Raw genomic sequence first — 26591 nt, 5'->3', positions numbered from 1 at the left:
GCCGGCCCGCGTGTTTCGGGCCGCCCGGCGTTGTCGCGTCGAGCTCGAGCCACGTTGAAGTCATCGCCGCAGCGGCGGCGCAGCGGGTGCAGTCAATCGCCGTCGATCACCATCATTCGCCGTCGTCGAGCTGGCTCAGCAGCGCCTGCAGTTTTTCCACGTGCCGCAGCAGCATGTGCCGGTGCTTGTCGATCTGTTCGAGCCGCCCCTCGAGGTCGGCCTGAATGCGGTCGTCAAGCTCGGCCGCGGCCATCACATCCTCGACCTTCGCACGCATCGACGCGAGCTCCACCGGCGCATGCAGCAGATGCCGCTCGAAGCGCCGCACTTCCTGCGTCGCGACATCGCGCACCTTGCGAAAATGCACATGACGGCGGTGCGCTTCGACATCGAGCGTTTCTTCCTCGACGCGACGCGCGGGCCCCGGCTGCCCAAAAATCGGCTCGGGCCGCAGCACCGTCTTCTTGCGCACCGGATGCGCGGTGCCACGAAAGCGCGCGAGCGGCTGCTCGTTGTCGATCGCCTCGCGCGCATTCGGCGGAATCTCGTGACCGCTGTGCGGCACGTTCATCCAGCCGCCCGGCAAGCCGGTGACCGCCTCGACGCCGCGCACGAATTCCTCGCTGAATTCGCGCTGGCCGGACAGCATCAGCTTCAGATAGCTCGCGGAAAACGTCATCATGCGCGCGAGCCGGCTCGCGGCGCCAACCTCGCTGGTCAGTAACACCAGGTTCGCGCGCCAGACTGGCAGCAGCAATTCGTCGGAATCTTCCATCGCTGGGTCTTCCATCTTTTCGCCTTATGAATCGATGACCGCGTCGCGCATGTCATCGTTTTGAAAGGGTAGTCGTCTCGCGGTGTCGCGTGCAACGCCGCTATGCCGCGTTGCGTGCGGTGGGGCCCAGACGCCGGAGGTACATGCATGACACGGTACGCACCGGCCGATTCAGCGCAAAGCACGCTAAAACAGGGCTTACAACACACCGGGTGTTGCATTGACACACGTATTTGCGCGCCGTTCCTGTCGGCACCCGTTTGATGTGGCATGCTTACACGCCGATGCGGCACGCGCCGTGCTGCATTGGTCGCTCCACAACATCGACTTAAGGGTTTTGTAATGAAGAAAATCGTTCTCGCCATCGCCGCAGCCGTCGCCACCCTGAGCGCGATCGCTCCCGCTCAAGCTTATGAACATCACCACGAATGCCACAAGGTGAAGGTTCATCATCATTGGGAAAAGCGCTGCCACTAATGGCGGTGAAACCGCGTCCAACGGACGCGGTGCACATAAAAAGCCCCGCTTTCGCGGGGCTTTTTTTCATGGCGCGCCGCGTCGTGAAACAGCCGGCGCACGATACGCTGTGCGCGCTCGACGCCCAAACCATTCCATATCATCGCGCCGATAGGCAATCACGGACACATGCTGTTACACCTTCGCGATCCGCTAACCGATGCACGCCGACGCCGTCTTCGCTGCGTCCGTCAGGAGACCTTTGCGTCAGGCTGCTTTCACGCGAGCGAGAGCCGTCGTCACCAGCGCTTCGAGCAGCGGCGTGACCTTCGCGGCGAGGTCTTCATCGTATGCATAAGGCAAGCGCTCCTCCATGTACGTGATCTGCGACAGTTCGAGTTGCACCGCATGCACGCCGTCTTCGGGTTGACCGTATCGCCGCGTGATATAGCCGCCCTTGAAGCGGCCATTCGCGACCGCCGTATAGCCGCCGTGGCGCTCGACCAGCGCGGCCAGTTCGTCGGCCAGGCCCGGCGCCGCGCTCGCACCGTTCGACGTGCCGAAGTTGAAGTCCGGCAGACGTCCGTCGAAAAAACGCGGCACGCGCGAGCGGATCGAATGCGCTTCCCACAGCAGCACCTTGCCGTGCTTCGCCTTCAGCGCCGCGATTTCGCCGGTGAGCGCGTCGTGATACGGCTTCCAGTACGCGTCGCGACGGCGAGCGACTTCGGCATCATCGGGCAGATGGCCATCGCGATAAAGCGGCTCCTTGTCGAACGTATCGAACGGCAAGAGACCCGTGGTGTCCTGCCCCGGGTACAGGTTTGCGCCGTCGGGCGGACGGTTCAGGTCGATCACGTAGCGCGCGTAGGTCGGCGTCAGGAACGACGCGCCGAGAACCTTCGCGAATGCGTAAAGGCGATCGAGATGCCAGTCGCAATCGTCGGTGCGTTGCGCGACCGGCGTCATCGTCGCGGCGATATCGGCGGGGATTTGCGTGCCCAGATGCGGGATCGAGATCAGCAGCGGCAGGCTTCCCTGATGCAGCGAGAAAACCGGCGTGAGTTTCGAAGCAGTCATGTCAGTCCGGAATCAGTGGGATCGGAGAATCGGGTCAGTGGTCATCGTCGTTATTTGAGCAGTTCCACGAGCGCCGCGCGATAGCGCGCATATGCACCCTCTTCGTCGCGATGCCGGCGATCGTCGACGACCTTGATGCCGCCCGCATAGACGTCGCGGATCGGCGTATCGCCGTGCTCGCAGAATACAACGCCCGACAGCCACGCTTCTCGCTCGTGCTCGGCGATGCTCGAATGATCGGCGTCGAGCACGAGCCAGTCCGCGCGATGGCCGGGCTGCAACGCGCCGACCGCGCGGCCGGTTGCGCGCGCGCCGCCGTCGAGCGCCGCCGCATACAGGCGGTCCGCGACATGCGGAGCCTGCGCCGACGCCAGCACGTTGCGCTGCCGGCGCGTCAGGCGCTGGCCGTATTCGAGCAGACGCAATTCGGCGCGCCAGTCGACGCCGATATGGCTATCCGAGCCGACGCCGATGCGGCCGTGCGCGTCGAGATAGTCGTGCGCGGGGAAAATGCCGTCGCCGAGATTGGCCTCGGTGGTCAGACACAAACCCGCGACCGCGCCGCTTTTCGCGAGCGCGAGTGTTTCGTTCTCATCGACATGGGTCGCATGCACGAGACACCAGCGGCTGTCCACGTCGAATCGATCGAGCAGCCATTGCACCGGCCGCGCGCCTTCGGTTTCGATGCACGCATCGACCTCGGCGGTCTGTTCGGCGATATGGATATGCACGGGCGCGCTCGCGTCGATGCCGCCAAGCAGCGCACGCAACGATGCCTCCGACACCGCGCGCAGCGAATGCGGCGCCACACCGTAACGCAGTGCCGCGTGTTCGGGGCGCGCGGCGCGCAGCGTGCCGAGCAGATCGAGCAGGCTTTCGGGCGTATTGATGAAGCGCCGCTGATCGTCGCGCGGCGCACACGCACCGAAGCCGCTGTACTGATACAGCACCGGCAGCATCGTGATGCCGATACCGCTCGCCGCTGCCGCGTCCACCACACGCTGTGCAAGCTCGGCCTGATTCGCGTAGCGCTGGCCGTCCTGCGCGTGATGCACGTAGTGGAACTCGCACACCGACGTATAGCCCGCCTTCAGCATTTCGATGTAGAGCCACTGCGCGACGCTCGCGAGGCCTTCCGGCGTGATCCGCGCGGCAAAGCGATACATCAGGTCGCGCCACGACCAGAAGTTATCGGTCGCGTTGGCGCGATATTCGGTGAGCCCCGCCATCGCGCGCTGAAACGCGTGCGAGTGAAGGTTGGGCATGCCAGGCATCAGCGGACCTGCCGCTTTCGGCACACCCGCCGGCGCTTCGGGTTGATCCGGCGTGATGGCGCTCAGCGTGCCGCGTGCGTCCCATTCGAGCAGCACGTTGCGGCGCCAGCCCTCGGGCAGATACGCGTCGGCGGCGAACAACGATTGATTGGATTGCGTCATCTGTCAGGTTCTAGTTCTGGTTCAGGTCACACTCGACTCGCGCCGCGTATAAACGGTTTCGCCCGCGCGCACGACCCGCGCGCACAGCGGCCGGCCAATCCAGTAAGCGAGCTCGGCCAGCGAATCGACCGACCACACCGCGAAGTCGGCCGCGCGGCCCACCTGCAGCGCACCGTGCTCCTCGGCTTTGCCGAGCGCGCGCGCCGCATGCGTGGTCACGCCTTGCAGCACCTCGGGCACGGTCATGCGAAACAGCGTGCTCGCCATGTTCATCATCAGCAGCAACGAAGTGGCCGGCGACGTGCCCGGGTTGCTGTCGGTCGAGATCGCGATCGGCACCTCGTAGCGCCGCAGCAGTTCGAGCGGCGGCAACTGCGTCTCGCGGATGAAGTAGTACGCGCCCGGCAGCAGCACCGCGACGGTGCCCGCTTCCTTCATCGCGGCGACGCCGGCTTCGTCGAGAAACTCCAGGTGGTCCGCCGACAGCGCGCGATGCCGCGCCGCGAGCGCGGTGCCGCCGCCGTTCGACAACTGCTCGGCGTGCATCTTGACCGGCAGCGCGTAGCGCGCGGCCGCGTTGAACACGCGCTCGCTTTGCTCCAGCGAAAAACCGATGCGCTCGCAGAACACGTCGACCGCATCGACGAGGCCTTCGTCCGCGAGCGCGGGCAGCATCGAGTTGCAGACTTCGTCGATATACGCGTCGGCACGGCCCGCGAATTCGGGCGGCAGCGCGTGCGCGCCGAGAAACGTCGTATAGACCGTCACCGGATAGCGCTCGCCGAGTTGTCGCGCGACGCGCAGCATCTTGCGCTCGCTCGCGAGGTCGAGGCCGTAGCCCGATTTGATTTCGATCGCCGTCACGCCTTCGGCGAGCAGCGGTTCGAGCCGCGCCGCCGCTTGCGTGAACAGCGACGCTTCGTCCGCCGCGCGCGTCGCGCGCACCGTCGACACGATGCCGCCGCCCTGTCGCGCGATTTCTTCGTAGCTGACGCCCGCGAGCCGTTGCGCGAATTCGTCGGCGCGCTGGCCGCCATACACGAGATGCGTATGACAATCGATCAGGCCCGGCGTCACCCACGCGCCGCGCAGGTCTTCGTGTGGCCATCCGGCATATTGCGCGGGTAAATCGGCGAACGCGCCGAGCCACGCGATACGGCCGTCTTCGACGGCGATCGCGGCGTCGGCAAGCGTGTGGCGAGGATCGCCCTGCGGGCACAAGTTCAGGTGATGCCAGACGGTTTGCTTCATCGCGTGCTCTTTGCCGCTCGTTGCGTGTCTGTGGATGGGTTGGCCGTGATGGAGCGCATGCACTGCCCGATCACGGTTGAATCGTCATCGCGTGTAGCGAATCGTGATTGCAAGCACGGCGCCATCGCCCGTTAGCGTGCAAGCGAGCGCGTTCGGCCCGTCGACGCGCAACGTATCGCCGGTGTCGAGCCGCACCGTTTGCGCGTGATCCGGCGCCCACGCGACCGTAACCGCGCCGCCCGCGCAAAACAGCAGCGCCACGTCGCCGTCGAGCACGCGCGGCGCATCCTGCTTCGCGCCGATACGCCACACGTCCAACTCGGCCTGCGCCACGTCGCGCCGCACCATCAGGTTGAAGTCGCGCGTCGCGCCATCGACGAGCCTTGCGTCGATGCGCGTCTCGCCGTCAAAGCGCGCGATGTCGAGCGGCTGCCGCAACACATGCGTCGACACGACACCGGCGTCGCCGAGCTCATCGAGCAGCATGCCCGCGCCAGACAGCAACACGAGCGTGCGGTCGACGCAGTCGAAGCGCGAGAACGGCCCGGCCTGCGCGACATCGGCGACGCTCACGCGCCACACGAAATCGCCGCTCGCCGCGCCCTGGCCGCCGCGCTGCGACGGAAACGCCGCGACTTCGCGCGTGACGCCGCCGCCGTTTTTCCACGGCGCCGCCACGAGCTCGGCGCCGCGAATCAGCGTGACGTTTGCCATGTCGCCAGCGTGGTTGGCCTGGGTCACGATCAGCGGCCCAGCATCGGCAGATTGAGACCCGCCTCGCGTGCGGTTTGCTGCGCGAGTTCGTAACCCGCATCCGCGTGACGCATCACGCCGGTGGCCGGATCGTTCAGCAGCACACGGCCGAGGCGCTGGTGCGCGGCTTCGGTGCCGTCCGCGACGATCACGACGCCCGAGTGCTGCGAGAAGCCCATGCCGACGCCGCCGCCGTGATGCAGCGACACCCACGACGCACCGCCCGCGGTGTTCAGCAGCGCGTTCAGCAGCGGCCAGTCGCTGACCGCGTCCGAGCCGTCCTTCATCGATTCGGTTTCGCGGTTCGGGCTCGCGACCGAGCCCGTGTCGAGATGATCGCGGCCGATCACGATCGGCGCCTTCAGTTCGCCGTTCTTGACCATTTCATTGAACGCCTGACCGAGACGATAACGATCCTTCACCCCGACCCAGCAGATCCGCGCCGGCAGACCCTGGAACGCGATGCGCTCGCGCGCCATGTCGAGCCAGTTGTGCAGATGCGGATCGTCGGGGATCAGTTCCTTCACCTTCGCATCGGTCTTGTAGATGTCTTCGGGGTCTCCCGACAGCGCGACCCAGCGGAACGGCCCCTTGCCTTCGCAGAACAGCGGGCGGATATACGCCGGCACGAAGCCGGGGAAATCGAACGCATTTTCCACGCCCATTTCGAGCGCCATCTGACGGATGTTGTTGCCGTAGTCGAGCGTGGCCGCGCCGCGTTCCTGCAACGTCAACATCGCCTGCACCTGCCTCGCCATCGACTGTTTGGCCGGCGTGACGATGCTGTCCGGCGCGGTCTTCTGACGCTCGCGCCAGTCTTCCACCGTCCAGCCCTGCGGCAGGTAGCCGTGGATCGGATCGTGCGCGCTGGTCTGGTCGGTCACACAGTCCGGCGTGATGCCGCGCGCGACGCATTCGGCGAACACGTCGGCGGCATTGCCGAGCAGGCCGACCGAAATCGGCGTGCCGGCCTTCTTCGCGTCATCGAGCATCGCGAGCGCTTCATCGAGCGTCTTCGCTTTTCTGTCGACGTAGCGGGTCTTGAGGCGGAAGTCGATGCGCGTCTCGTCGCATTCGACCGCGATCATCGAGAAACCCGCCATCGTCGCCGCGAGCGGCTGCGCGCCGCCCATGCCGCCGAGACCGCCGGTCAGAATCCAGCGGCCCTTAGGGTCGCCGTTGAAGTGCTCGTTCGCGACCGCGAAGAAGGTCTCGTAGGTGCCCTGCACGATGCCCTGGCTGCCGATGTAGATCCAGCTGCCCGCGGTCATCTGGCCGTACATCATCAGGCCCTTGCGGTCGAGTTCGTGGAAGTGTTCCCAGGTCGCCCAATGCGGCACGAGGTTCGAATTCGCGAGCAGCACGCGCGGCGCGTCCGCATGCGTGCGGAACACGCCGACCGGCTTGCCCGATTGAATCAGCAGCGTTTCGTCTTCGTTCAAATCCTTCAGCGACGCGAGGATCTGATCGAAACAATCCCAGTTGCGCGCGGCACGGCCGATGCCGCCGTACACGACGAGCGCGTGCGGGTGCTCGGCGACTTCGGGGTCCAGGTTGTTCTGGATCATCCGGTACGCGGCTTCCGCGATCCAGGTCTTGCAGGTCTTTTCCGCGCCGCGCGGTGCGCGGATCGTGCGAGTCGGATCAAGACGCGGATCGATGTGTTTCGGATTGTTCATGGTGTCCCTCGGAATGCGTGACGATGTTCGATAAAGATTCGGCGAAGACGAAAAAGCGCGAAAAAGCGCGAAAAAGCGAATTCAGAAATGCCCAGTGAAGCGGTAACGGGTGCCCGGGTGCCACAGGTTCGCGATCGAGGCGACCGCGCCTTGCGACCACGTGCGCCGATGCAGCACCAGACACGGCTCGCGTTCACTCATGTTCAACAGCTCGCGCGTGATATCGTCGGCGGCGAGCGCCTCGATGCGGTACTCGACGCGCTGCAGCGGCGCGACGCGCACGAGGTACTGGTTCGGCGTCGTGTTCGTGAAGTCCTGCAACCCGTATTCGGGCGCGACGGCCGGATTGACCCAGCGTTCCTCCAGCTGCACCGGCTCGTCGTTTTCGAAATGCAGCAGACGCGAATGAAACACGGGGCTGCCCGCGCTCACCTGCATCTCTTCGGCGAGCGCCGCATCGGCGATGCTGGCGCCGATGTTCAGCACCCTCGCCTGATAGCGGTGACCGCGCGCAACGATTTCATCGGAGATGCTGCGGATCGCCACCAACGTCGACTCGTACTTGGGCCGGGCGACGAACGTGCCCGAGCCTTGTACGCGTGTCAGCACCTGCTCCGAGGTCAGCTCGCGCAACGCACGATTGACCGTCATGCGCGCGACGCTGAACTCGCGCGCAAGCTCGTTTTCGGAGGGCACCTGGTCGCCTTCGGCCCACTCGCCCGCATGAATGCGCGCGAGGATGAAGTCCTTGATGCCCTGATAAGCGGGTGCGTTCATTGTTGTGATCCGCGCTCTCGACAATTCACTGTTCCGACACGAACGAGAACGGGCTCAGCTTCGCAACCGCGCCTGCCTGCACGAGCTTCGTGACCGCCGCGATGTCCGGTGCGAAGTAGTGATCGAGCTCGTAGTGCGCAACGTCCTTGCGCACGAGGTCCATCACCTTCTGCAGACTCGGGCTGGTCTTGTGCGGCGCGCGCAGATCGACGCCCTGGGCGGCGGCGAGCAGTTCGATCGACAGGATGTTCGCGGTGTTGTCGGCGATATCGCCGAGCTTGCGCGCGGCGAACGTCGCCATCGACACGTGGTCCTCCTGGTTCGCCGACGTAGGCAGCGAATCGACCGAGGCCGGATGCGCGAGCGTCTTGTTCTCCGACGCGAGCGCGGCAGCCGTCACGTGCGCGATCATGAAGCCGGAGTTCACGCCGCCATCCTTGACGAGGAACGGCGGCAGGCCCGACAGCGTCGCGTCGATCAGGAGCGCGATGCGGCGTTCGGCGAGCGCGCCGATTTCCGACGCGGCGAGCGCGAGGTTGTCCGCCGCGAACGCGACCGGCTCGGCGTGGAAGTTGCCGCCCGACAGCACTTCGCCGGTGTCCGGGAAAATCAGCGGATTGTCGGAAACCGCGTTCGCTTCCCTCAGCAGCGTTTCGGCGGCCTGACGCATCTGGTCGAGACACGCGCCCATCACCTGCGGCTGGCAGCGCAGGCTGTACGGGTCCTGCACCTTGTCGCAATCGGCGTGCGACACGTTGATCGCCGAGCCTTGCAGCAGTGAGCGATAAGCGGCCGCCGCGTCGATCTGACCTTGATGGCCGCGCAGTTCGTGGATGCGCGCATCGAACGGCTTGACCGAGCCCATCGCCGCATCGACCGACAGCGCGCCGGCGACGAGCGCCGTGCGGAACAGGTCTTCGATGGCGAACATGTTGTACAGCGCGAGCGCGGTCGACGCCTGCGTGCCGTTCAGCAGCGCGAGACCTTCCTTCGCTTGCAGCGTCATCGGCTTCAGGCCGACGAGCGCAAGGCCTTCGGTGGCCGGCATGCGCTCGCCCTTCGCGAACACTTCGCCGACGCCGAGCAGGATCGCCGACATATGCGCGAGCGGCGCGAGGTCGCCCGAGGCGCCGACCGAGCCCTTGACCGGGATCACCGGCAGCACGTCGGCGTTGAACAGCGCGATCAGCGCTTCCATCACTTCGCGGCGGATGCCCGAGTGGCCGCGGCCGAGGCTCGACAGCTTCAGCGCGATCAACAGACGCACGACCGGGCGCGACATCGGCTCGCCGACGCCGACCGCGTGCGACAGCACCAGATTGCGTTGCAGCAGTTCGAGCTGATCGCGCGGGATGTGCGTGCTGGCGAGGCGGCCAAAGCCGGTGTTGATGCCATAAGCCGGCTCGCCCTTGGCGGTGATGTCGGCGACGGCCTGCGCGCACGCGTCGATGGCGGCATGGCTCGCGGGATCGAGTTGCAGGGTGACCTGCTCGCGTGCGATCTGGCGCAGTTGCGGGAGAGTCAGGTAGCCGGGCTTCAGAATCATGGTTGTCGTCCTGTCTATACAAGTTCAAATAAGTCTAGCCGGCGAACCTTGTATATACAACTTGTTTTTCGAGATTTCGTGCCTGGGGATTTCCATTATTTGCCGCATGGCTCGGCGCGAAATCGGCGCGTTTGGCCGTTGGCCGCATGCGGTGGATGCGGGACGCATGGGCTGGCGCAGGTCGGTCCTGTGGCTTGACCCACAGTTGTATATACACCTTCTCGGCGCGGCTCGCCCGATATCTGAGTTATAGGAGAGAGGGCGCCGGGACGCGGATCAGAGCTTGACCCGCGCCGCGATGAAATCGAGAAAGCACTGCACGCGCCCCGCGAGTGATGCGCTCTGGTAGTACACCGCATGCACCGGCTGCCGTTCGTCGACGAGCAGGTTGCCGAGAATCGGCACGAGGCGGTGCTCGCGCACGTCGGCGGCGGTCATGAAGTCGGCCAGACAGGCGATGCCCCAGCCGGATAGCGCCAGTTGCCGCAAGGTTTCGCCGCTCGATGCGGTGATCGACGGTTCGATCTTCAGCAGCGCGGCTTCGTCCCGCTGCCCGTTGGCGCGCTTCGTTCGCCGGCCCCCTGCCGTCAACGGCCAGCGATTCAGATGCTCCGGCGCCGTAAAACCGATCAGCCGATGCGCGCGCAACGCATCGAGCGTGGTCGGCTCGCCGTGCTCGGCCAGATACGCCGGGCTCGCGAGCACGCGCAGCCTGCTCTCGCCGAGCGCGCGCGCATGCAGCGTCGAATCCTGCAGCGCGCCGATCCGGATCGCGATGTCGACCTTCTGCTCGAGCAGATCGACGATCCGCTCGGTACTGGTCAGTTCGAGCCGGATCTCCGGATACAGCGCCGAAAACGCGGTCATATGCGGCGCCACGCAATGCAGCATGAACGGCGACGCCGCATCGACGCGCAAGCGCCCCGACGGCCGTTCGCGGCCGCGCGCGACCGACTCCTCGGCCTCTTCGAGCGCGTCGAGAATCGCGCGGGCGCGCCGCAGGAACGCGTCGCCCTCCTCGGTCAGATGCAGTCGCCGCGTCGTACGCCGCACCAGCGCGGTGTCGAGCTTCTGTTCGAGACGCGTGAGCGCTCGGCTCACGCCGGAGACGGTCTGACCCAGCTTCTCTGCCGCCGCCGTGATCGAACCGCTGTCGATCACGGTGACGAACACCAGCAATTCGTCGGTGGAGGTTTTCATTGTTGATTTCAAATCAAGATTAATTTGAGACTAACACGCTTTTTGCGAGAATCCGCGCGAGCGATACTGCGTGCCTGTCTGGCATTTCCCTCAGGAGAACGTCTTGAAGATTTTCGTTACTGGCGCAAGCGGTTTTATCGGCGGCTCGATCGCGGCGCATCTGGCGCGCGCCGGCCATCAGGTGCGCGGGCTTATCCGCAAGCCCGAACACAGCGCCGAGCTGCAACGGCTCGGCATCGAGCCGGTCATCGGCACGCTCGACGACCGCGCGGTGCTGATCGCCGAAGCGCAAGCGGCCGACGCGGTGATCAACGCCGCGAGCAGCGATCACGAAGGCGCGGTGCGCGCGCTGATCGACGGACTCGCGGGTTCGGGCAAGGTGTTTCTGCACACCAGCGGGTCGAGCATCGTCGGCGATGCGTCGGGCGGTGAAGCCGGCGACGCGCGCATCTATCACGAAGACGCGCTGCCCACCCCGACCGCCGACAAGGCCGCGCGCGTCGCGATCGATCAACTGGTGCTCGACGCCGCGCAGCGCAACGTGCGCTCGGCCGTGCTGTGCAACACGCTGATCTACGGTCACGGCGCGGTGGCCGGCAGCGCGAGCGTGCAGTTGCCGCGGCTCGTGCGCCAGGCGCAGAAGAGCGGCGTCGTGCGTCATGTGGGCAGCGGCGGCAACATCTGGTCGAACGTGCATATCGACGACGTCGCCGAGCTGTACCGCCTCGCGCTCGATAAAACCCCTGCCGGCACGTTCTATTTCGTCGAGAGCGGCGAAGCGTCGTTCAGCGACATGAGCGCCGCGATTGCACGCGCGATGAAGCTCGGCGCGCCGCAAGACTGGCCGCTCGAAGACGCGAAACAGGAATGGGGCTACGAAATGGCCTCGTACGGCCTGGGCTCGAATAGCCGCGTGCGCGGCGAACGCTCGCGCAAGCTGCTTGGCTGGCAGCCGCGGCGCACGTCGGTGATCGAATGGATCGAACGCGACATGATGGTGCCGCAAAGCGCCGTCTGACGGGGCTTTGCGCGTCACGCGCCGTAAACTGTGTAAGCGCGGCCGTTGCGAATCCGTAAGCTCGTTTCGCTAGAATCGCGGGCACCTGACGGTGCGATGCCACCGTCGCATACCTGCTCCGATTCGACCGATGAGCTTCGCGCTGAACTTCGACTGGCTGACCAACCTGATGGCGATTCTGTTCGTCGTCGCGTGTCTGTACGACACGCGCTACGACGAATACGGCGTTCTGACGCTGGCCGCCGCCGCGATGAGCCTCATCGTGATGGCGATGGAAATGTTCCTCAAACCCGCCTTCGACATAGCGCTGTAACGAGCTTTGCAGGAGGCGGCGCGCCGGCTTGGCGCGGCGCGCGCCCGTCACCCTCTGCATCGACCCGCTTCAACATTTCACACCGTGTACGATCCGCAGGCCGGGCACGCCGCGCGCGCGTGATCGTCGTAGCGGTCGTGATGCCTGACCCAGTCGGTCAGATTGCTCTGCTCGTTGCGGCCTTTCGGCGCGATGTCCAGCAGCGCGTAGGTGTTCACGAAGCGCTCGTCGCCGCGCGCGTAGCATGAGTAAGTGTGGTACACGTCGCCGTTTTCGTCCTTGTAGAACACGCTGTGGCCATGCTGTTCGTCAATGCCGACGTCCTGCTCGGTGAAGTTGTAGAACGCCTTTTTGCTCGCCAGCTGCTCGGGCGTGAACGACACGTGGTAGTCGAAATTGAAATCGCTGCCGCTCGACGACACCCATGGAAAGGTCCATCCCATGCGCCGCTTGAACGCGTCGATCTTCTCGAGCGGCGCGTGCGATACCGTCACATAGCTGACGTCGTGATGGACCAGATGCGTGAGAATGCCGCTCATATGGTCCGACAGAAACGAGCAGCCGACGCACCCCTCCTCCCAGTCCGGACCCAGCATGAAGTGATAAACGATCAGCTGGCTGCGGCCGTCGAACAGTTCCGCGAGCGTCTTGCGGCCGTCAGGCGTATCGAACGTATAAAGCTTGTCGACCTTGACCCACGGCAATTCGCGGCGCTTGCGCGCGAGTTCGTCGCCGGCGCGCATATGCGCTTTTTCGTCGGCGAGCAGCGCGCGGCTCGCGGCCAGCCACTCTTCCCGGCTGCCGATGCGATGTTGCGGTTCCATCTGTGTCTCCTTTCCTGCGCATGCAGGGCTTGACCATAAGGTTATGGTTTAGAAGCGCCGGCGCGGAAGTCAAGGACAGTGGGCACCCAGGACCGGCCAAAAAGATACGCGGCACGCCGCGGATCGCGACGCACCGCGTCAAGATGGAGAACCACGACTACCTGCAACGAAACTCAGATCGCCCAGCCGCCGACATAAAACCCGACCAGCACCACCGCGATCGCCACGGTGCCCACGTTGAGCTTGCGATATTCGCCGCTGACGACGCGTCCGATCACGAGCGTCGCGAAGCCGAGCATGATGCCGGTCACGATGTTCGCGGTCAGCACGATGAACACCGCGCACACGAGTCCCGCCATCGCGTCGACCATGTCGTCCATATGCAGCTTGCTGACGTTCGACAGCATCAGCAGCCCCACGTACATCAGCGCGGGCGCGGTCGCGTACGAAGGCACCAGCGCGGCGAGCGGCGAGAAGAACATCACGACCAGAAACAGCAGACCGACGACGGCCGCCGCCATCCCGGTCTTCGCGCCCGCCGCGACGCCGACCGTCGATTCGATATACGCGGCCGCCGGCGCGCCGCCGAGCAGGCCCGAGAAGATCGAGCTCAGCGAATCGGCGGTCAGCGCACGGCCGCCGTTGATGATGCGGCCGTTCTCGTCGAGTTGCCCCGCCTGGCCGGCGACCGCGCGGATCGTGCCGGTCGCGTCGAACACCGCGGTCATCACGAGCGCGAGCACGCTCGGCAGCACCGCCATCGACAGCGCGCCCTTCACGTCCATCGCGCCGATCAGCGACGCGTGGCCCGGCGCGCTCAACGACGGCACCGCGAACACGCCATGAAACGCCACGGCCGGATCGATCGCTAGCCCGATCGCCGAGATCGCGACGATCACGATCAGGATCGAGCCCGGCACGCGCCGCCGCACCAGCCCGAAGATCGCAGCGAGTCCCGCGACCGACATCAGCGCCGGTAACGCCGTGATATTGCCGAGCGACACCGGCAGCCCGGCGCCCGGATTCTTGACGACGAGGCCGACGTCGTTCGCGGCGATCAGCAGCAGGAACAGGCCGATGCCGATCCCGGTGCCGTGCGCGATGCCGGTCGGCAGATTGCGCAGAATCCACGAGCGCACGCCGGTCACCGAAATCGTCGTGAATACGACGCCCATCAGGAACACCGCACCGAGCGCGACGTTCGGATGCAGGCCCTTGCCGAGCACGAGGCCGAACGCGGTGAACGCGGTCAGCGAGATCGCGCAGCCGATTGCGATCGGCAGACGCGCCCACACGCCCATCAGCAGCGAGCCGAACGCCGTGGTCAGACACACGGCGACGAACACCGCGCTGGTATCGAAGCCCGCCTTGCCGAACATGCCCGGCACGACGAACACCGAATAGACCATCGCGAGGAAGGTCGTGATGCCCGCGACGATCTCCCGGCGCTGCGTGCTGCCGCGCGCGGAAATGTCGAAGTAGCGGTCGAGAAAGCCTTTACCGCGGAATGATCCGGTGTCGAAGGATTCGCTCGCGACGTCGGAATTCGCGAGGGCCTGGGGTTCCATCATGATGAGTGCCTCCTTTATCAGCGCGCTGAAACGGCCGCTGGCGCGGCCGTCATCAGGTTCGTCTCGTGGATTTGTTGGTGTGGGTAACGCTTTTCTGAGTCGAAATGTAGGTGAAGAGAACTATGTGTCCAATCGCATGTATGGCATGCCGGGCATGTCGCGCGACTTATAACTTTTGCGCGACGGTCGCTCACGCGAGCACTGCGCGCGTTTACACCTACGGTGTCGGAGCCGCCGCGAAACGTGCCGAACCCATCCCGGCGACGGCGTTCCAGGCACGCGGCGTGCAGCGCCGTATCGCCAGAGCATCGGCGAAACGCCTGCAAGCCTGTCCGCGAAAGCCTGTCCGCGCGGCAGCGCAGGTTAAACTCTGGGCCGTACCCCATTCCAACCGCGGCGGCTAATCGCGCCCGTCCGCATCTGCCCGTGGAGTTTTTCCCGATGACTGGCGGTTTTCCGCGCCCCGCCGGGCGCCTGCCGATTGTCCCGTTTGGACCGCTTGGACCGCTTCGCCTGCTCGATTCGCCTGATTCGCAACAGATGCTTCGACTGTTCCGTTGGCTCTGCACCGTGGCCGCGCTGTTCGCGCTCGCCGCGCTGTCCGGTTGCAGCAGCCTGCTGTGGGGTACGCAGCAGGCGCCGATCGTCGACGCGCGGGTGATGCCGGTCGAGCCGGCGAGCGCGCCGGTCGCCGCATCCGCGCCCGAGCCGGTCGAGACCGAGGCGAACGAGGGGCCCGAGGAGCCGAAGAAGCCGAAGAAGCCGGTCGTCAAGCCGCACAAGGTCGAACCGCCGCCGCCCGTCGTCGTGCCGGCTCCGCCGCCGCCCCCGCCACCGCCGCCGCCGCTGATCGTGCTGCGCACGATCGAGCGCAGCGACGCACACACGCTGCTCGACAGCCAGGTGCAGAAACCCGACGGCAAGGTGGTCGGCCGCGCGGTCGACATGACTGCCGACGCAGCCGGCAAGCCGCGTGAAATGGTCGTCAATCTGCAGGGCTTCCTCGGCGTCGGCGATCGCAAGGTGACCTTCCCGTGGGGCGCGTTCCACTTCACGCCGACCGCGAAGGGCGCGCCGATCACGCTGACCGCGACGGCCGTGCCGGCCGCCGCGAACAAAACGAACGCGCTGGAGCTGGCGCTGCTCGATGCGACCGTCGAGCGCGCGAACGGCGCCAAGGTAGGCCGCGTGGTCGACGTGCTGATCGACGGCAACGCGCAGCCGCAGGCGGTCGTGCTCGACGTCAGCGGCATCGTCAGCACCGACCGGCGCACGATCGCCGCGAACTGGTCGGCGCTGCGCTTCGTTACGCGCGACAAGGAGCTGCATCCGCAGATCGAGCTGAGCGACGCGCAGATCAACGCGACGCCGCCCTATGTGGCCGACAAGCCGATCCGCGCGGTGTCGCCGGCGCCGCCACCCGCACCGCCTGCGCAGCCTGCCGCGAGCGCCGCGCCGGCGGCCTCGGCGCCGCCGGCGGCGGCGTCGGCCGTCGCGGTTTCCAACGCACGGGCGGTCCGATGACGGTCCGCACTCAGGTCACGGCGCGAAGTCTGCGCGCGCTCGATTGGCTCAACTTCTTCGTCGCCAATGTGCAGACGGGCTTCGGGCCGTTCATCGCGTCGTATCTCGCGTCGCACAAGTGGACCCAGGGCGAGATCGGCATGGTGCTGTCGGTCGGCACGATCAGCGCGATGGTCAGCCAGGTGCCCGGCGGTGCCGCGGTCGACGCGCTGCGCAACAAAAAAGCGGCGGCCGCGTGGGCGATCACCGCGATCATCCTGAGCGCGATGCTGCTCGCGATGAGCCCGACCCTGCTGCCGGTGATCGCCGCCGAGGTGTTCCACGGCTTCGCGAGCTGCATGCTGACGCCGGCGCTCGCGGCGATCTCGTTCGCGCTGGTGGGCCGCGCGAATCTCGGCGACCGGCTCGGCCGCAATGCGCGCTGGGCGTCGATCGGCAGCGCGGTCGCGGCCGGTCTGATGGGACTGTTCGGCGAGTACTACTCCCCGCGCGCGGTGTTCTTTCTGACCGCCGGTCTCGCGGTTCCCGCGCTGATCGCGCTATCGATGATCCAGCGCACCGACACGATCGAGCTGCCGCAAGCGCTGCCCACCCCTGAGCAGCTCGAGCGGCGCGAAAGCCTGCGCGAGCTGCTGCGCGACCGGCGCATGCTGCTGTTCGCCGCGTGCATCGTGCTGTTCCATCTGTCGAACGCGGCGATGCTGAACCTCGCAGCCGGCGAAGTGACGGCCGGCATGGGCGACAACGTGCAGCTCGTGATCGCGGCGTGCATCATCGTGCCGCAGGCGATCGTCGCGATGATGTCGCCGTGGGTCGGACGCTCGGCCGAACGCTGGGGCCGCCGGCCGATCCTGCTGCTCGGCTTCTCCGCACTGCCGCTGCGCGCGCTGCTGTTCGCGGGCATCAGCAGCCCTTATCTGCTCGTGCCGGTGCAAATGCTCGACGGCTTGAGCGCCGCGGTGTTTGGCGTGATGCTGCCGCTGATCGCCGCCGACGTCGCCGGCGACAAGGGCCGCTACAACCTGTGTATCGGTCTGTTCGGACTCGCGGCCGGCATCGGCGCGACGCTGAGCACGACCGCGGCGGGCTTCGTCGCCGATCGTTTCGGCAACATGGTGAGCTTCTTCTGCCTCGCGGCGGCCGGTGCACTTGCGGTGCTGCTGGTGTGGGCGGCGATGCCCGAGACGCGCGTGGCGGCAACCAGCAACGGCGATGGCAATGGCGCGGCGGTGCCTGGGCGTGGGAAGTCGGCGGCGCGGTGAGGCGCGTCAGGTGTATCAGTCGGGGCGTGAGCTGACTGTCACAGTCAGTTCGCGCCGCAAGCGGCTGAACCATTCCGAAGGCGTCGTGCCGTCACACTGGGGGTCAGCGTCGCCGTGTTCGTGAGCTGGAACGATTCGGTCTGCGGTTTGTAGATTTCTTTTGTGCCGGCTCTTCGAGAAATACACACGTTCAAGAAAGTCGTGACGAAGGACGACCTGCAGGCAATCGTGATTGAACCCGACCTGGGCGGCAAGGTTCATGGCTGTCCGGAACGTGACGAAACAAGGCCGCGGCTCCCCCTTCCTGCAAACCTCACGGTTCCCCTCTGAAGGCTTCACTGCAAGGGGCACCGATGGCCTCGTCTCGACTGCTTCTCAGGGGAAGATCGGGGTCGTCGGCTCCGCACCTTCGAGATCGGCCTTCGGAAAATGATGCGCGACCATTTGCTCGATCTCCTGTTCGCGCGATCCGGGCACGTCGGCCATGATCAGGATCTGGCCGTCACGTATGGCGCCGCGAAAGCGCTCGAGTCGTGCGTTCGGTTCGTCGACGCCGATCATCGTGGCCGTCCAGGCCCCGAAGCCGGCACCTGTCAACGTCAATGCGACGACGGCTCCGCCCGCAATCGTGAGCCCCGCGGGAGGAAACACCAGTGCCACGAGGCCGAGAAGCGCGCCGGTCGCACCGCCGAGCGCCACGCCGCGTTCTAGCGAGTGCACGACGTCGCTGCTTTGCAGTAAGGATGCCTCAGGTAACTGTTCGAGTGCGACACTGTGATTCGCGAGGACATGGATATGTCGCCATGTGATCCGCGCCCGCAGCAAGTCGTCTACGATCGCCTTCGCCGTTGTCGTGTCAGGTACGAGGAAATAAAGACGTCTCATGTCGGCTCTCCATCAATCAAGGAGTCCCCCAACGGGTCGATGCTGTTTATCGTACCCCTGCCGCGTGCCATCAGGAGGGCGTAGTTGGCCTGGGAAATCGATGCAGGAGACGGCCGTTTTGCATTGCATCGCAGTAAGCGACCCCTCCATTCATCCGCCCTATACATGGGCGCACTTCCCCTTGCGCAGCCTTGCACGATGCAGAGGAGAGGACTACCTTTGGTCTAAAGACGTGCCGGCGCGGACAGTACCGAAGTACGGCAAGGCGGCGCCGACGCCTGGAGCCTTTTGTTAGCGGCTCCCAGCGAGTGACGCGCAGCGAGGTGACCTATGTCGCTTGCGATTGCCCTGTTCCTGATCATCGTATTGGCGGTGGGGTTTCACTTTGCCAGCCCGTGGTGGACCACGCCGATCGCCTCGAACTGGGTGCGCATGGACGACATGCTGACGATCACGCTCGTCATTACCGGCGTGTTCTTCATCGCGATCAACCTGTTCATCGTGATCGCATTGCTGCGCTACCGCCACCGCAAGGGTCATCGCGCTGACTACGAGCCGCACAACAGGCGGCTGGAATGGTGGCTGATCGGCCTGACCTCGGTAGGCGTGGCAGCGTTGCTGGCACCGGGACTCTTCGTCTACGCGGACTACATACGGCCGCCGTCCAACGTGCTGCAGATGGAAGTGTTCGCCCAGCAATGGCAATGGCGCTTCCGCTTTGCCGGCCCCGGCGGCAAGCTGGGCACGACGGACGTTCGCTACATCAGCAACGACAACCCCTTCGGCATGAACCCCGGCGACCCCAACGGCCGTGACAACTACCTGATCGAGACACCGGAGGTGCACCTGCCGTTGAACCGGCCGATCCAGGTCCTGACACGGTCGCGCGACGTGCTGCATGACTTCTACGTACCGCCGTTCCGCGCGCGCATGAACATAGTGCCCGGCATGGTGACCACCTTCTGGTTCACGCCGACCAAGGCCGGGCGTTACGACATTCTGTGCGCGCAGCTTTGCGGTCTCGGGCACGCCAACATGCGCGGCGTGGTGGTAGTGGAAGACGAAGCATCGTTCTCGCGCTGGCTGGCGCAGCAGAGCACGTTCGCGCAGCAGCAGGCCAGGGTGCAGGCCGCAACCGCCGCTGCAGGCGGCAGCGCCCAGGCGCTCGCCAACCAGGGCAAGACGCTCGCAGAAGCCAAGGGCTGCTTCGCCTGCCATACCGTGGACGGCAGTCCGCGCGTGGGCCCCACCTGGAAGGGCCTGTACGGCAAGACCGAAACGATGGCCGACGGCAGCACCGCGAAGGTGGACGAAGCCTATCTGCGCGCCTTCATCCGCAACCCGACGGCCCGCGTCGTGAAGGGCTTCGCACCCATCATGCCGAAGTTCGACCTGAGCGAGCAGGAGCTGACCTCGCTGGTGACCTACATCCAATCGCTAGGCGGCTCGGCCGCCACCAGCGCAGCCCAACCCTAGCGGAGCAGACGCAATGACCTACGCGCACCCCGAACACGGCCCGCAAAGCTTCTGGACCCGGTATGTCTGGAGCCAGGACCACAAGGTCATCGCCGTGCAGTACTCGCTGACGGCCATCGCCATCGGCCTGGTCGGCCTTGTCCTGTCCAACCTGATGCGCTTGCAGCTCGGCTTTCCGGGCAAGTTCAGCTTCATCGACGCCAACCACTACTATCAGTTCGTCACGATGCACGGGATGATCATGGTGATCTACCTGCTGACGGCGCTGTTTCTGGGCGGCTTCGGCAACTACCTGATACCGCTGATGCTGGGCGCGCGCGACATGGTGTTCCCGTTTCTCAACATGCTGAGCTACTGGGTCTACCTGCTAGCCGTGCTGGTGCTGGTGTCGAGCTTCTTCGTGCCAGGCGGGCCGACCGGCGCGGGCTGGACGTTGTATCCACCCCAAGCGATCCTGCCGGGCACGCCGGGCGTGGAATGGGGCATCGTGTTGATGCTGGTGTCGCTGGCGATCTTCATCGTCGCGGCAACGATGGGCGGCTTGAATTACGTCACCACCACGCTGCAGGCGCGCACGCGCGGCATGACGCTCATGCGCATGCCGCTCACGGTGTGGGGCATCTTCGCGGCGACCATTCTGGCGCTGCTGGCGTTTCCGGCGCTGTTCGTGTCGGCGGTGATGATGCTGCTCGACAGGACACTCGGCACCAGCTTCTTTGTGCCGGCCGTGGTGTCGATGGGGCAGACGCTCAAGCATGCCGGCGGCAGCCCGCTGCTGTTCCAGCACCTGTTCTGGTTCTTCGGACATCCGGAGGTCTACATCGTCGCGCTGCCGGCCTTTGGAATCGTGTCGGACCTGATCAGCACCCACGCGCGCAAGAACATCTTCGGCTACAGGATGATGGTATGGGCCATCATCATCATCGGTGCGCTGAGCTTCGTGGTGTGGGCGCACCACATGTTCATCGCCGGCATGAATCCGTACTTCGGCTTCTTCTTTGCCACGACCACGCTCATCATCGCCGTTCCGACCGCTCTCAAGGTCTACAACTGGGTGCTGACGCTGTGGCGCGGCGATATCCACCTGACCGTGCCGATGCTGTTTGCCATCGGCTTCATCAGCACCTTCGTCCTGGGTGGGCTAACCGGGCTCTACCTCGGCAACGTGAGCGTGGACATTCCGCTGTCGAACACGTACTTCGTGGTGGCGCACTTCCATATGGTGATGGGCGTGTCGCCGATCCTGGTGGTGTTTGGCGGCATCTATCACTGGTTTCCGAAGGTGACGGGCCGCATGCTCAACGACACGCTCGGGCGCGTGCACTTCTGGGTTACCTTCGTCGGCACCTATGCGATCTACTTCCCGATGCACTATCTCGGCATCCTGGGCATGCCGCGGCGGTATTACCAGTATGAGGGCTACAGCTTCATTCCACATTCGGCGCAGACGCTCAACACGTTCATCACCGTCGTTGCGCTGATCGTTGCGGCGGCGCAGTTGCTGTTCCTGTACAACCTGGTGTGGAGCCTCGTGCGCGGCAAGCGTGCCGACGGCAACCCGTGGCGAGCCACCACGCTGGAATGGCAGACGCCGCAAACGCCGCCCGTGCACGGCAACTGGGGCGCCGTGCAGCCCGTCGTCTACCGCTGGGCGTACGAATACAGCCCGCCGGGGCGCGCGGAAGACTTCGTCCCGCAAAATCAGCCGCCTGAGACTGCGCCTGAACCGGCACCGGCCCACCCGACGCTGCAACCCGGCGAGGCAAGCGAATGACTACACTGCGCCGCTCCTTCGTTCCTGACGCGCCGCCTGTCTTGCCGAATGCGAGCCGCATCGGCCTGATCATCTTCATGGCGGTGGCAACGACATTGTTTTCACTGCTGCTGCTCGCGTATGCGATGCGCATGCGCGAGCCCGACTGGCAGCCGATCCCGCATCCGGCTCTGCTGTGGTGGAACACCGGCGCGCTGGTGCTGGCAAGCATCGCCATGCAGCGCGCCCGGCGGATTACCATGCACCGCGCGGCGTGGCTGCTGTCCGGCGGTGTGCTCGCGGCCGTGTTCGTGATCGGACAACTGACCGCGTGGCGCATGCTGTCGGCGGCGGGGCAGACTGTCACCGTCAATCCTTCCAATAGCTTCCTCTACCTGCTCACCGGCCTGCACGGGTTGCATGTGGTGGGCGGGCTGGTGGCCTGGGCCGTGACGATCGCGCGTCTGCAGCGCGGGAACCCCTTCCGGACCCAGCGCGCCATCGCGCTGTGCGCCATCTACTGGCATTTCCTGCTGGCTGTCTGGCTCGTGCTGCTGGCGGCGATGTGGTGGATCACCCCTGGGTTCGTCGCCGCCATCTGCGGGCCGCTGTATGGAGCTGCGCCATGACCACGCCCACGCTCCCGACCGAATCCGCTGTCACCCCGCCCACCGACGCCGGCCCTGACGGCTGGCGCGGCATCGTCACCGACTGGTCGGCCGACCGCGAGGCCTTCAAGGTGCCGTGGGGCAAGGCGATGATGTGGATCTTCCTGCTGTCGGACACCTTCATCTTCAGCAGTTTCCTGATCGGCTACATGACGGTGCGCATGTCGACCACCGTGCCGTGGCCCGACCCTTCCAAGGTGTTCGGGCTCACTGTCTTCGGCGTGGACGTGCCCTTGCTGCTGATCGCCATCATGACGTTCGTCCTGATCAGCAGCAGCGGCACCATGGCGATGGCTGTCAACTTTGGCTACCGGCGCAACGCCAGGCGCGCCGCCCAACTGTTGCTGGCGACCGCGCTGCTGGGCGCGACCTTCGTGTCGATGCAGGCCTTCGAATGGACCAAGCTGATCGTCCATGAAGGTATCCGCCCCTGGGGCAACCCGCTGGGCGCGGCGCAGTTTGGCGCGTGCTTTTTCATGATCACCGGGTTCCACGGCTTTCACGTGAGTTGCGGTGTGATCTACCTGCTGCTGATAAGACGCAAGATCCTGCAGCCGGGGTTCACCGAGCACGGCAACTTCCAGATCGTGGAGATTGCCGGCTTGTACTGGCACTTCGTCGACCTGGTTTGGGTGTTCATCTTTGCGCTGTTCTATTTGTGGTGAGGCAGACCATGGACCACACCGATCTCGCCCATCGACCCGACGCCGCGCACGGCCAGCAGCATCCGATCGGCATTTACCTGAAGATCTGGGGCCTGCTGTTCGTGCTGAGCACGTTGTCGTACATGGTGGATTACTTCCACGTGCAGGGCCTGCTGCGCTGGACGCTGATCATCGTGCTGATGATCGCCAAGGCTGGGCTGATCGTGTCGATTTTCATGCACATGATGTGGGAGCGGCTGGCGCTGGTCTACGCGATCCTGATACCGCCCCTGTGCCTGCTGGTGCTGCTGGTGCTGATGGCTGCCGAAGCGCATCACACCTTCGGCATGCGCGAACTCTTCTTCCATTGATCTCTTCGCCGGCCGTTCTTCAGGTGACGGGCGTTGCGTTCAGCGCCCGGGCACGGAAACAATGTTCGTAACCATTCAATACTTCCACCGGTTTCGTCGAGCATGGAATCCGCCGCCGGAGACTTGCACGGGGGCGTGCCTGGAACGTACCGCTCCAAATACAAAACGGCCCGACAAATGCCGGGCCGTTCATGTTTCCTGGCTCGCTGAAAATTTCAGCGAAAGACACCTTCAAATCAGGCGTGCTTCTCACTGAATTCGCTGAGCGGCACAGGCTGCTTGAGCGGATCGAAGTCGGCCCACCGCCCTTGTTGCCAGTTGCCGGTCGCGCGTTCGATCGCCGCGCCTCCCGCATCGCGCAGCACCCGTGCGGCGTCCAACTGGTTGTCCGGCGACACGTGTACGGCCACCAGCACGCCGGAATCACGGATTTCTTCGTCGCTGGCTTCCTGCGTGCGCATCATCGCGCCGACCAATGCACCGACATACGCACTCACCCCGGCTGCGATCAGCGACACGATGAGCGGCGCCGAAAACACCGCGAAGATCCCGACGCCGAGCACGGCGCCAACCGCTGCGCCAATCGTGACGCCTATCTCGGCACCCTTCGGCGCCTCTCTCGCGTTTGCGTCGGTGCTGGTACCACCGCCGGGCTGAAAACGTGCGTGCTGGCCGGGCGGATTGACGAAAAACAGGGTGACGTCCTCCTCGACGAAACCGGCATTGAAGAGCCGTTGCGCCGCGTCTTCAGCGGCGGGGAATGTCGTAAAGCGTGCTGCGACGATGAGTGACATGTGGCCTCCTTCCATCGTTGACTAGCGGTAGCAGACTATGCCGCCCCACCTCACCCGTGCCGAGGCAAAGGTGCACGCGGTGGCACGCGCCGGGACTATGCCATGGTGCCGCAATCGGGTTCCATTCCGTCCACTGTGAACAGTCCGCTATGTAACACTACGCCTTTGCCGCCGTTCTGGTTGATCACTTTCGCGCACACCGAACGGATAGCTTGCGGCCGTTGCCGAAAGCAGACAGCAAGGCATTTGATCCTCCACTGCCAGTTAAAAGATTAATTATCGATCCGCTGACACGACTGCACGCCACGTAGTCGCCAGAACGAAGATCATTCCTCGGGCTGACGATAGTCACGCGGCGCTATCAATCTCGCGACACAGAGAACTAGAATGAATTATCCGAATCAATCGGGAGAAAAATCGTGCAACTTCACATGGGTTCCCATCAATTCACACACGGCCTGCCCGACTGGCGGGCAGCCGTGCTGGCAGGCGTCATCGCGGGGGCTGTGTTCCTGGCGTTAGGCGTTGTCCTGATGGCAGTGATGACGGGCGGAAGTCTGCTGGAGCCCCCACGCATGGTCGCCGCGATCATGCTGGGACGAGGCGCATTGCAATCGCCGCAATCATTCTCAATTGGCATCGTGCTCGCGGCCTTTGTGGTGCATTTTGGCCTTGCCATCGTATTGGCGCTTATCCTCGGTCTGATCATGACGTCATTCAAGCTTGACTCGAGCATGGGAATGGCTTCACTGGCGGGTGGCGCTTTCGCCGTAGTCGTTTACCTGATCAATTTCTACGGCATGACACAGTTTTTTCCGTGGTTTGCAGAAGCGCGCAACGGCGCCAGCCTGTTCGTTCATATCGTCTTCGGTATCTGCGTCGCGAACCTGTACATGAGACTGGAGCGCAACAGGGTCAGGGCGGACGCGGGCGGCCCGTCGTAGTCCGGTCGCACTCAAACGAGCAGGTCACGAATTCACCGGTGATGCGCGGCGTTCGTTTTGACACCGCGGTGCAAATGACAGAAGAGGCGCGATCGAAATATCACGCCTCTTTTTTACAGCCGACCGCAGTCCCCGTCACGTTAATCGATCGCCCTGCCCGCGGTCTCGCGCATCAACGGCAACGGCAGCAACGACACGACGCCGCAGCCGATCAGATACCACGCCGGCGCGAGATTGCTGCCCGAAACCTGAATCAGCCAGGTCGCGAAGAACTGTGCGAAGCCGCCGAAAATCGACACGCCGAGGCAGTACACGATCGACATGCCGGTCGCGCGAATCGCGCGCGGAAACAGCTCGGGCAGCATCACGATGTTCGGCACCGCGGTGAACGTGACGAGCAGCGCGAGGCCCGCGACCACCGCGAGCAGCACCGGCACCGTCGGCGACGCATTGATTGTCATGAACGCCGGATAGACGGCGAAAATCAGCAACACGCGCGATACCCACAGCACGCGCTTGCGCCCTACCCGATCGGACAGCGCGCCGGCGAACGGCGAGCAGATCACCGTGACGACCGCGCCGGTCCACGCGGCCCACAGCGCGGTCGCCATCGGCAGATGCAGGATGCGGATCGCGTACGTCGACAGATAAAACAGCACGATATAGTTCGCCGCGGTGCCGCCGATCGTCGTCAGCACGCCGGTCGTGATCGAGCGCGCGTGATCGCGAAACAGGTCGCGGACCGGCAGCGACGGAGGCTGCGAAGCGCGCTGCGCACCCATTTCACCAGCCGCTGCCGCGCCATCTTCGACACCCGGCAGCGTCTCGTCGAGATGCCGCCGGATATAGATGCCGATGGGCCCCATCGCCATGCCGATCACGAACGGCACGCGCCAGCCCCAGCTTTCGAGCGCGGCCGGCGACAGCGTCGCGGCCAACGCGACGCCGAGCAGCGATCCGACCACCGTGTTCATCCCCTGGCTCACGAACTGCCAGCTGCCGTAAAAGCCGCGCGTGCGATCGCTGCCGTATTCGAGCAGCAGCGCCGTCGATGCGCCCACCTCGCCGCCCAGCGCGAAGCCCTGGATCAGCCGCGCGAGAATCACGAGCAGCGGCGCCGCGACGCCGATCGCCGCATAGGTCGGCGCGAACGCGATGATCGCGGAACCGAGCGTCATCAGCCACAGCGTCAGGCTCATCGCGGCCTTGCGTCCCGCGCGGTCCGCGTAGCCGCCCAGCACGATGCCGCCCACCGGCCGCATGATGAAGCCGACGCCGAACGTGCCGACCGCGAGCATCAGTTGCACGAGTTGGCCCTCGACCGGGAAGTACAGCTTGCCGATGATCGTCGCGAAGAAACTGTAGATCGTGAAGTCGAAGAACTCGAGGCCGTTGCCGAGCGTGATCGCGGCGATCGCCTTCGCATGGCCGACGCGCTTTTGAGGTTGATCGGTGAGGCGCTGCGCATCGAGCGCATCGAGCGCATCGAGCCCGTTGGCGCTTGCGGGCCGCGGTGTGGCGGAATAGTCCATCTGTGTCTCCATCATTATCCTGGTGCTGCCGGGGCAACGCGCTCGCGCGCCGTCGCCGC

The 26591-nt window shown here is 65.0% G+C and carries 25 protein-coding genes; 11 read left to right on the top strand and 14 right to left on the bottom strand.

Annotated features, from left to right (window positions below; all coding sequences use genetic code 11):
• Window positions 1-112 precede the first annotated feature (112 nt).
• Complete coding sequence (locus tag BC1002_RS05455; RefSeq protein ID WP_026228072.1) at window positions 113-775, bottom strand: hypothetical protein; 663 nt, start codon at window positions 773-775, stop codon at window positions 113-115.
• A 342-nt stretch (window positions 776-1117) separates the two neighbouring features.
• On the opposite strand from BC1002_RS05455, the gene BC1002_RS39365 reads away from it, so the two are divergent.
• Window positions 1118-1252 carry a hypothetical protein gene (locus tag BC1002_RS39365; RefSeq protein WP_013089067.1) on the top strand — a complete coding sequence of 45 codons (135 nt, stop codon included), beginning with the start codon at window positions 1118-1120 and terminating at the stop codon, window positions 1250-1252.
• A gap of 246 nt (window positions 1253-1498) precedes the next feature.
• Here the strand turns inward: BC1002_RS39365 and hutG are convergent, their stop codons facing one another.
• The 8 genes from hutG to BC1002_RS05415 form a co-directional block, all read right to left on the bottom strand.
• Window positions 1499-2311: an N-formylglutamate deformylase gene (gene hutG / locus BC1002_RS05450; protein ID WP_013089066.1), complete on the bottom strand. Its 813-nt coding sequence runs from the start codon at window positions 2309-2311 to the stop codon at window positions 1499-1501.
• Between the two features lie 50 nt (window positions 2312-2361).
• Window positions 2362-3747, bottom strand: a complete 1386-nt coding sequence (locus BC1002_RS05445; RefSeq protein ID WP_013089065.1) for a formimidoylglutamate deiminase — start codon at window positions 3745-3747, stop codon at window positions 2362-2364.
• A gap of 21 nt (window positions 3748-3768) precedes the next feature.
• The gene (gene hutI, locus BC1002_RS05440; protein WP_013089064.1) at window positions 3769-4998 is read right to left on the bottom strand and encodes an imidazolonepropionase; all 1230 of its coding nucleotides are present in this window, start codon (window positions 4996-4998) and stop codon (window positions 3769-3771) included.
• An 84-nt stretch (window positions 4999-5082) separates the two neighbouring features.
• Entirely contained in the window at window positions 5083-5712 is a 630-nt protein-coding gene (locus BC1002_RS05435) for a HutD/Ves family protein (RefSeq protein WP_013089063.1), read from the bottom strand.
• A 29-nt stretch (window positions 5713-5741) separates the two neighbouring features.
• Window positions 5742-7430: a urocanate hydratase gene (gene hutU, locus BC1002_RS05430; protein WP_013089062.1), complete on the bottom strand. Its 1689-nt coding sequence runs from the start codon at window positions 7428-7430 to the stop codon at window positions 5742-5744.
• A gap of 81 nt (window positions 7431-7511) precedes the next feature.
• Window positions 7512-8207, bottom strand: coding sequence for a histidine utilization repressor (gene hutC, locus BC1002_RS05425; RefSeq protein ID WP_013089061.1), 696 nt, complete (start codon window positions 8205-8207; stop codon window positions 7512-7514).
• A 25-nt stretch (window positions 8208-8232) separates the two neighbouring features.
• A complete protein-coding gene (gene hutH, locus BC1002_RS05420) occupies window positions 8233-9753 on the bottom strand; it encodes a histidine ammonia-lyase (protein ID WP_013089060.1) in 1521 nt (506 codons plus the stop codon).
• Window positions 9754-10029: 276 nt separating this feature from the next.
• A complete protein-coding gene (locus tag BC1002_RS05415; RefSeq protein ID WP_013089059.1) occupies window positions 10030-10953 on the bottom strand; it encodes a LysR family transcriptional regulator in 924 nt (307 codons plus the stop codon).
• A gap of 103 nt (window positions 10954-11056) precedes the next feature.
• Between BC1002_RS05415 and BC1002_RS05410 the strand changes: the two genes are divergently transcribed.
• Entirely contained in the window at window positions 11057-11971 is a 915-nt protein-coding gene (locus BC1002_RS05410) for an NAD-dependent epimerase/dehydratase family protein (protein WP_013089058.1), read from the top strand.
• A 130-nt stretch (window positions 11972-12101) separates the two neighbouring features.
• Complete coding sequence (locus tag BC1002_RS05405; protein ID WP_013089057.1) at window positions 12102-12284, top strand: hypothetical protein; 183 nt, start codon at window positions 12102-12104, stop codon at window positions 12282-12284.
• Window positions 12285-12361: 77 nt separating this feature from the next.
• On the opposite strand, the gene BC1002_RS05400 is transcribed toward BC1002_RS05405, so the two are convergent.
• Window positions 12362-13108 carry a DUF899 domain-containing protein gene (locus BC1002_RS05400; RefSeq protein WP_013089056.1) on the bottom strand — a complete coding sequence of 249 codons (747 nt, stop codon included), beginning with the start codon at window positions 13106-13108 and terminating at the stop codon, window positions 12362-12364.
• Between the two features lie 173 nt (window positions 13109-13281).
• Complete coding sequence (locus BC1002_RS05395) at window positions 13282-14676, bottom strand: NCS2 family permease (RefSeq protein ID WP_420798749.1); 1395 nt, start codon at window positions 14674-14676, stop codon at window positions 13282-13284.
• Window positions 14677-15120: 444 nt separating this feature from the next.
• Between BC1002_RS05395 and BC1002_RS05390 the strand changes: the two genes are divergently transcribed.
• Together BC1002_RS05390 and BC1002_RS05385 are read left to right on the top strand one after the other, a co-directional pair.
• On the top strand, window positions 15121-16203 hold the full coding sequence (locus BC1002_RS05390; RefSeq protein WP_013089054.1) for a PRC-barrel domain-containing protein: 1083 nt from the start codon (window positions 15121-15123) through the stop codon (window positions 16201-16203).
• A complete protein-coding gene (locus tag BC1002_RS05385) occupies window positions 16200-17465 on the top strand; it encodes an MFS transporter (RefSeq protein ID WP_013089053.1) in 1266 nt (421 codons plus the stop codon). Before BC1002_RS05390 ends, BC1002_RS05385 begins: the two co-directional genes overlap by 4 nt.
• A gap of 375 nt (window positions 17466-17840) precedes the next feature.
• On the opposite strand, the gene BC1002_RS05380 is transcribed toward BC1002_RS05385, so the two are convergent.
• Window positions 17841-18350 carry a hypothetical protein gene (locus tag BC1002_RS05380; RefSeq protein ID WP_013089052.1) on the bottom strand — a complete coding sequence of 170 codons (510 nt, stop codon included), beginning with the start codon at window positions 18348-18350 and terminating at the stop codon, window positions 17841-17843.
• Between the two features lie 330 nt (window positions 18351-18680).
• Between BC1002_RS05380 and BC1002_RS05375 the strand changes: the two genes are divergently transcribed.
• The 5 genes from BC1002_RS05375 to BC1002_RS05355 are packed head-to-tail and all read left to right on the top strand — an operon-like array spanning window position 18681 to window position 23262.
• Window positions 18681-19826 carry a c-type cytochrome gene (locus BC1002_RS05375; RefSeq protein WP_013089051.1) on the top strand — a complete coding sequence of 382 codons (1146 nt, stop codon included), beginning with the start codon at window positions 18681-18683 and terminating at the stop codon, window positions 19824-19826.
• A 13-nt stretch (window positions 19827-19839) separates the two neighbouring features.
• Complete coding sequence (gene ctaD, locus BC1002_RS05370) at window positions 19840-21600, top strand: cytochrome c oxidase subunit I (RefSeq protein ID WP_013089050.1); 1761 nt, start codon at window positions 19840-19842, stop codon at window positions 21598-21600.
• Window positions 21597-22208: a cytochrome c oxidase subunit 3 gene (locus tag BC1002_RS05365; protein WP_013089049.1), complete on the top strand. Its 612-nt coding sequence runs from the start codon at window positions 21597-21599 to the stop codon at window positions 22206-22208. Before ctaD ends, BC1002_RS05365 begins: the two co-directional genes overlap by 4 nt.
• Window positions 22205-22912, top strand: coding sequence for a heme-copper oxidase subunit III family protein (locus BC1002_RS05360; protein ID WP_013089048.1), 708 nt, complete (start codon window positions 22205-22207; stop codon window positions 22910-22912). The genes BC1002_RS05365 and BC1002_RS05360 overlap by 4 nt, the downstream gene beginning before the upstream one ends.
• Window positions 22913-22920: 8 nt before the next feature.
• Window positions 22921-23262: a cytochrome C oxidase subunit IV family protein gene (locus tag BC1002_RS05355; protein WP_013089047.1), complete on the top strand. Its 342-nt coding sequence runs from the start codon at window positions 22921-22923 to the stop codon at window positions 23260-23262.
• A gap of 236 nt (window positions 23263-23498) precedes the next feature.
• Here the strand turns inward: BC1002_RS05355 and BC1002_RS05350 are convergent, their stop codons facing one another.
• Window positions 23499-24056, bottom strand: coding sequence for a glycine zipper domain-containing protein (locus tag BC1002_RS05350; protein WP_013089046.1), 558 nt, complete (start codon window positions 24054-24056; stop codon window positions 23499-23501).
• Window positions 24057-24487: 431 nt separating this feature from the next.
• Here BC1002_RS05350 and BC1002_RS05345 point away from each other — a divergent pair, with 431 nt between their 5' ends.
• Complete coding sequence (locus tag BC1002_RS05345) at window positions 24488-25000, top strand: hypothetical protein (RefSeq protein ID WP_152852245.1); 513 nt, start codon at window positions 24488-24490, stop codon at window positions 24998-25000.
• Between the two features lie 140 nt (window positions 25001-25140).
• Here the strand turns inward: BC1002_RS05345 and BC1002_RS05340 are convergent, their stop codons facing one another.
• Entirely contained in the window at window positions 25141-26532 is a 1392-nt protein-coding gene (locus BC1002_RS05340; RefSeq protein ID WP_013089044.1) for an MFS transporter, read from the bottom strand.
• Window positions 26533-26591: the final 59 nt, after the last annotated feature.

This window comes from Paraburkholderia atlantica (assembly GCF_000092885.1).
Lineage (GTDB): Bacteria > Pseudomonadota > Gammaproteobacteria > Burkholderiales > Burkholderiaceae > Paraburkholderia > Paraburkholderia atlantica.
The sequence above is the reverse complement of the archived record's forward strand: the minus strand, read 5'-3'. Positions and strand labels throughout refer to the sequence as shown.

Coding starts and splice junctions, on each gene's coding strand:
- BC1002_RS05455 (WP_026228072.1), bottom strand. CDS start 775: ATGGAAGATTCCGACGAATTGCTGCTGCCAGTCTGGCGCGCGAACCTG.
- BC1002_RS39365 (WP_013089067.1), top strand. CDS start 1,118: ATGAAGAAAATCGTTCTCGCCATCGCCGCAGCCGTCGCCACCCTGAGC.
- hutG (WP_013089066.1), bottom strand. CDS start 2,311: ATGACTGCTTCGAAACTCACGCCGGTTTTCTCGCTGCATCAGGGAAGC.
- BC1002_RS05445 (WP_013089065.1), bottom strand. CDS start 3,747: ATGACGCAATCCAATCAATCGTTGTTCGCCGCCGACGCGTATCTGCCC.
- hutI (WP_013089064.1), bottom strand. CDS start 4,998: ATGAAGCAAACCGTCTGGCATCACCTGAACTTGTGCCCGCAGGGCGAT.
- BC1002_RS05435 (WP_013089063.1), bottom strand. CDS start 5,712: ATGGCAAACGTCACGCTGATTCGCGGCGCCGAGCTCGTGGCGGCGCCG.
- hutU (WP_013089062.1), bottom strand. CDS start 7,430: ATGAACAATCCGAAACACATCGATCCGCGTCTTGATCCGACTCGCACG.
- hutC (WP_013089061.1), bottom strand. CDS start 8,207: ATGAACGCACCCGCTTATCAGGGCATCAAGGACTTCATCCTCGCGCGC.
- hutH (WP_013089060.1), bottom strand. CDS start 9,753: ATGATTCTGAAGCCCGGCTACCTGACTCTCCCGCAACTGCGCCAGATC.
- BC1002_RS05415 (WP_013089059.1), bottom strand. CDS start 10,953: ATGAAAACCTCCACCGACGAATTGCTGGTGTTCGTCACCGTGATCGAC.
- BC1002_RS05405 (WP_013089057.1), top strand. CDS start 12,102: ATGAGCTTCGCGCTGAACTTCGACTGGCTGACCAACCTGATGGCGATT.
- BC1002_RS05400 (WP_013089056.1), bottom strand. CDS start 13,108: ATGGAACCGCAACATCGCATCGGCAGCCGGGAAGAGTGGCTGGCCGCG.
- BC1002_RS05395 (WP_420798749.1), bottom strand. CDS start 14,676: ATGGAACCCCAGGCCCTCGCGAATTCCGACGTCGCGAGCGAATCCTTC.
- BC1002_RS05390 (WP_013089054.1), top strand. CDS start 15,121: ATGACTGGCGGTTTTCCGCGCCCCGCCGGGCGCCTGCCGATTGTCCCG.
- BC1002_RS05385 (WP_013089053.1), top strand. CDS start 16,200: ATGACGGTCCGCACTCAGGTCACGGCGCGAAGTCTGCGCGCGCTCGAT.
- BC1002_RS05380 (WP_013089052.1), bottom strand. CDS start 18,350: ATGAGACGTCTTTATTTCCTCGTACCTGACACGACAACGGCGAAGGCG.
- BC1002_RS05375 (WP_013089051.1), top strand. CDS start 18,681: ATGTCGCTTGCGATTGCCCTGTTCCTGATCATCGTATTGGCGGTGGGG.
- ctaD (WP_013089050.1), top strand. CDS start 19,840: ATGACCTACGCGCACCCCGAACACGGCCCGCAAAGCTTCTGGACCCGG.
- BC1002_RS05365 (WP_013089049.1), top strand. CDS start 21,597: ATGACTACACTGCGCCGCTCCTTCGTTCCTGACGCGCCGCCTGTCTTG.
- BC1002_RS05360 (WP_013089048.1), top strand. CDS start 22,205: ATGACCACGCCCACGCTCCCGACCGAATCCGCTGTCACCCCGCCCACC.
- BC1002_RS05355 (WP_013089047.1), top strand. CDS start 22,921: ATGGACCACACCGATCTCGCCCATCGACCCGACGCCGCGCACGGCCAG.
- BC1002_RS05350 (WP_013089046.1), bottom strand. CDS start 24,056: ATGTCACTCATCGTCGCAGCACGCTTTACGACATTCCCCGCCGCTGAA.
- BC1002_RS05345 (WP_152852245.1), top strand. CDS start 24,488: ATGGGTTCCCATCAATTCACACACGGCCTGCCCGACTGGCGGGCAGCC.
- BC1002_RS05340 (WP_013089044.1), bottom strand. CDS start 26,532: ATGGACTATTCCGCCACACCGCGGCCCGCAAGCGCCAACGGGCTCGAT.